3 protein-coding genes and 2 tRNA genes are annotated in these 4,038 nt (G+C 41.1%); 1 reads left to right on the top strand and 4 read right to left on the bottom strand.

What is annotated here, in order from left to right; genetic code table 11:
- Nucleotides 1-43: 43 nt before the first annotated feature.
- Nucleotides 44-604 (bottom strand): inorganic diphosphatase, encoded by a 561-nt coding sequence (ppa, locus tag CEX73_RS02670; RefSeq protein WP_101627046.1) that lies wholly within the window; start codon nt 602-604, stop codon nt 44-46.
- A 172-nt stretch (nt 605-776) separates the two neighbouring features.
- Here ppa and CEX73_RS02665 point away from each other — a divergent pair.
- Nucleotides 777-853 (top strand) — tRNA-Pro (locus CEX73_RS02665).
- Nucleotides 854-877: 24 nt separating this feature from the next.
- Here CEX73_RS02665 and proS read toward each other — a convergent pair.
- From proS to nadK, 3 genes are all read right to left on the bottom strand, one after another.
- A complete protein-coding gene (gene proS, locus CEX73_RS02660; protein ID WP_101627045.1) occupies nt 878-2,515 on the bottom strand; it encodes a proline--tRNA ligase in 1,638 nt (545 codons plus the stop codon).
- Nucleotides 2,516-2,661: 146 nt separating this feature from the next.
- Nucleotides 2,662-2,747 (bottom strand) — tRNA-Leu (locus CEX73_RS02655).
- Between the two features lie 138 nt (nt 2,748-2,885).
- Nucleotides 2,886-3,815 (bottom strand): NAD(+) kinase, encoded by a 930-nt coding sequence (nadK, locus tag CEX73_RS02650; protein ID WP_101627044.1) that lies wholly within the window; start codon nt 3,813-3,815, stop codon nt 2,886-2,888.
- Nucleotides 3,816-4,038: the final 223 nt, after the last annotated feature.

The raw sequence follows: 4,038 nt of genomic DNA, 5'->3' as shown, positions 1-4,038 counted from the left end.
TGGTACGTAAGGTGCGTAAATAGCCTGTGTGTTCTTGCTCCACTTACTTAAAGTTTGAAATGCTATCAGCTAATTTTTGCTTCGCTCGTGCGAAGGATAACATAATCTCTGCTTTGGCATCTTGAGCGTTTTCCCAGCCATCTACTTTTACCCATTTGCCAGCTTCTAGATCTTTGTAATGCTCGAAGAAGTGCACTATCTGCGCGCGGAGTTGCTGCGGTAGGTCCTCAATATCTTTTATATGTTCATACTCTTTTGATAATTTCGTGTGCGGTACTGCTATTAGCTTAGCATCTTTACCAGATTCGTCGGTCATTTTGAGCACCCCAACTGGACGGCAGCGGACTACGGAGCCAGGCTGTAGCGGATATGGGGTTGGCACCAGCACATCCATGGGATCACCGTCTAGTGACAGGGTATCGTTTATGTAACCGTAGTTACAAGGATAAAACATCGTAGTGGACATAAAACGATCGATAAATAACACTCCTATTTCTTTGTTTACTTCATATTTGATTAGAGCAGCCGTATTTGCGGGAATTTCCACAACTACGTAAATATCATCCGGTATATTTTTGCCTGCAGGTACTAAATTTAAGCTCATGTCACTTTCCTTAAAATTGATTAAAAACATGTTACGTTGTTTTGTATGTTCAAGAAAACTAGTTGCATGCTGTAACTAGGGTGCTCAATAAAGCACCCGGCGCCTAAAGTAATTGACTTATTGTCACACAGCGCAGTAATATGCACACTTATTGCTTATGTTTAGGTTATTACGGTGAGTGGCGCAGCCTGGTAGCGCAATACGTTCGGGACGTATAGGACGGAGGTTCAAATCCTCTCTCACCGACCAGAAAATTAGTACATAACCAACTTTTTAACTCATTCCCGCCGCTATCTGCGTAGTTATAAACTCTACGATAGTGCTAAGTTTGATGATCTGTTTGTTACCACTACGGCGATTTTTGTATTCTATTTCTTCACTATCTAGATAACGATCGCCGATGACTATCATATGTGGCACGCCAATTAATTCCATATCAGCGAACATAACGCCCGGACGCACTTTTCTATCGTCTAATAGTACATCGATGTTACGGGTGCGGAGCAAACGATAAAGTTGTTCTGCGGTATTCTTAACCCGACAAGATTTATGTATATTCATAGGTAGAATAGCGACATTAAAAGGTGCTAGTGCTTCTGGCCACAAAATACCGCGTTCATCATGGTACTGCTCTATAGCAGCTGCGACGACACGAGTAAGACCAATGCCATAACAGCCCATAGTGACCATCTTATGACTGCCGTCTTCGCCTTGAACCATAGCTTTCATAGCTTCTGAATATTTGCTTCCTAGTTGGAATATATGTCCTACTTCAATCCCGCTTTGGATTAGTAGATTTCCCTGGCTATCCGGACTCAGATCGCTATTCATGACTGTTTTGAGATCTGCTACTTCCGGGAAGGATAGATCTCGTTCCCAGTTAATACCGAAAAAGTATTTACCATCAATATTCGCGCCGGCCACAAAGTCGCTCATGACCGCAACACTGCGATCAATCACTAGTGGTAACGGCAAATTAACTGGTCCTAGTGAACTAGAATTAGCACCGATAGCTAGGCGAATCTCATCTTCAGTAGCAAAAACTAACGGGGTTGCTACCTGTGGTAGCTTCTCCGCCTTAGCGGAGTTTAAATGATGATCACCTCGCAGCATCAGCGCTACCAGCGGTAGGTTGGCATCTTCTTTGGCACGAACAATAATTATATTAACTATTTTTTCTATCGGTAAGCTGAATTGCTCTACCAAGTCAGCAATAGTGTTGCTACTAGATGTCTCTACGAGATGCATTTTTTCACTAGGTTTATCACGTTTAGTCACCTGGAACTCATGTGATAGATTACCTCCTATGGAGCCGGTATCCGCCTGTACTGTGCAAACATCTAGACCCATACGGGTAAAAATAGTATGGTAGGCACGATACATGGCATCATAAGTAGTTTGCAACGACTCTTGACTAATATGGAAAGAATAAGCATCTTTCATCATGAATTCACGTGAGCGCATCACACCAAAACGTGGGCGCACTTCATCACGAAATTTAGTATTAATCTGAAATAAATTGAGTGGTAGTTGTTTATAAGATCTAACTTCGTTACGAATAAGATAAGTAATAACCTCTTCATGAGTAGGGCCCAGAAGAAATGAACGAGCGCTTCGGTCGGTAAAACGTAGGAGTTCCAGACCATATTGTTCCCAGCGTCCGCTCTTATGCCATAAATCTGCTGGCTGTACTATCGGCATGGATACTTCTATAGCCCCAGTGTTGTTCATCTCTTCTCGTACGATGTTTTCGACTTTGCGTAGTGTGCGTAGACCAGTAGGCAACCAAGTATAAAGACCTGATGCAAGTTGACGAATCATTCCGGCGCGTAGCATCAGTTGGTGGCTAATTACTTCCGTATCTACTGGAATTTCTTTAAGAGTAGAGAGTAAATATTGGCTAGTACGCATATTTATCTCCTTCATAACATCCCAGGCAGAAAGCGGAGAATAATAAGTAGGCTTTACGTCTGATCATTTGCTCAACAACTAATATGAATATATTCAATAAAAATGTACATAATCTATTAATATCTTAAATAGTTTTCCGTATAGTATGGTGCCGAAGACCGGACTCGAACCGGTACACCCAAAAAGTGGTTGATTTTGAATCAACTGCGTCTACCAATTTCGCCACTTCGGCTCTTAAAGTAAAGTTCATCGAAAGGGAAAAGAGAAAAGCTCATATTAATAATAATTTGGGCGAGTATTAACTCTTAAGCTAGTAAGCTGCTGTTTAATATTAATACTATTATCTATTATCTATTATACAGCCAGCTACTTAATTTGAGCAAAATATTTTTGACCAGCCTAGTTTACGACTTAAAGTATGAAAATAATTATAATCATTAGGATGAATCAAATATAGGTAGTAATGGCTACGACGGATAACAATTTCTTCTCCATCCATGATGGGAAAAGTGATCTGACTATCACAGCTGATTTCTACATCAGGCTTCCATTGAGCAAATTTTAGTCGGATAGTACTACTACCATGAATAACTAACGGGCGGGAAGAAAGAGTATGCGGAAACATAGGCACGAGTACTATCGTATCCACGGTCGGGGTAAGAATAGGACCTCCGGCAGAAAGAGAGTAGGCAGTGGATCCTGTAGGAGTGGATATAATCAGTCCGTCGGAACGTTGCGAAAATGCGAAATCATCATCGATATAAACATCGAATTCGATCATATGTGCTACCTTGCCAGAATGTAGTACCACTTCATTAATAGCAGTGCTAGTTTGTCCGCATATGTTGTTACGACAAATACGTACTTCTAGTAAGAAACGTTTATCGCTGCGATAATTACCTGCTAAAACATCGGATAACTGTGTTAACGCTGATTCTGGGTCTAAATCAGTGAGAAAGCCGACATGACCACGATTGATGCCGATAACTTTTATATGGTAGCGGGATAATATTCGCGCTGCACCTAGCATATTTCCATCACCACCTACCACAATAGCAAGGTCGGCCTGCTGGCCGATATCTGCTAAACTACCGGTAATAGCATCGTATAATGCTAAATCACGAGCAATTTTATGTTCAGTAATAACATTTATGCCTTTTTCTATCAACCAATAATATAGCATTTCATGGGTAGCTAGTGCATTTGAATAGCGTGGATGCCCGACGATGCCGATCGTTTTAAACGTTGCAGTAATGTTTTTGCTGATATCGACGTTTGTTTTATCTTTTGCCCGTTTCATTATATTTCGTCCCTTGAATCCTTACTATTTATCCCCATAATAACCGGACTAGTAAGAATAATGCTGAAGCGCGGAGAAAACGCATGATAAGTAAAGAAAAAAATATCCCTGACGAGCAAGTATCACAAGACAACGAAATAGAGCAAGCTGAAGTCGTACCTGAAACTGCTGAAGTAGTACCTGAAACTGCTGAAGTCGTACCTGAAACGACTGAAGTAGTACC

This window comes from Candidatus Palibaumannia cicadellinicola, from assembly GCF_002855795.1.
Taxonomy (GTDB): Bacteria; Pseudomonadota; Gammaproteobacteria; order Enterobacterales; family Enterobacteriaceae; genus Baumannia; species Baumannia cicadellinicola_C.
Note: the sequence above shows the minus strand (reverse complement) of the source record. Positions and strands in the feature narration are given on the sequence as shown.

Excerpts from the sequence above, each read along its gene's own strand:
- ppa (WP_101627046.1), bottom strand. The coding sequence starts at position 604 with ATGAGCTTAAATTTAGTACCTGCAGGCAAAAATATACCGGATGATATT.
- proS (WP_101627045.1), bottom strand. The coding sequence starts at position 2,515 with ATGCGTACTAGCCAATATTTACTCTCTACTCTTAAAGAAATTCCAGTA.
- nadK (WP_101627044.1), bottom strand. The coding sequence starts at position 3,815 with ATGAAACGGGCAAAAGATAAAACAAACGTCGATATCAGCAAAAACATT.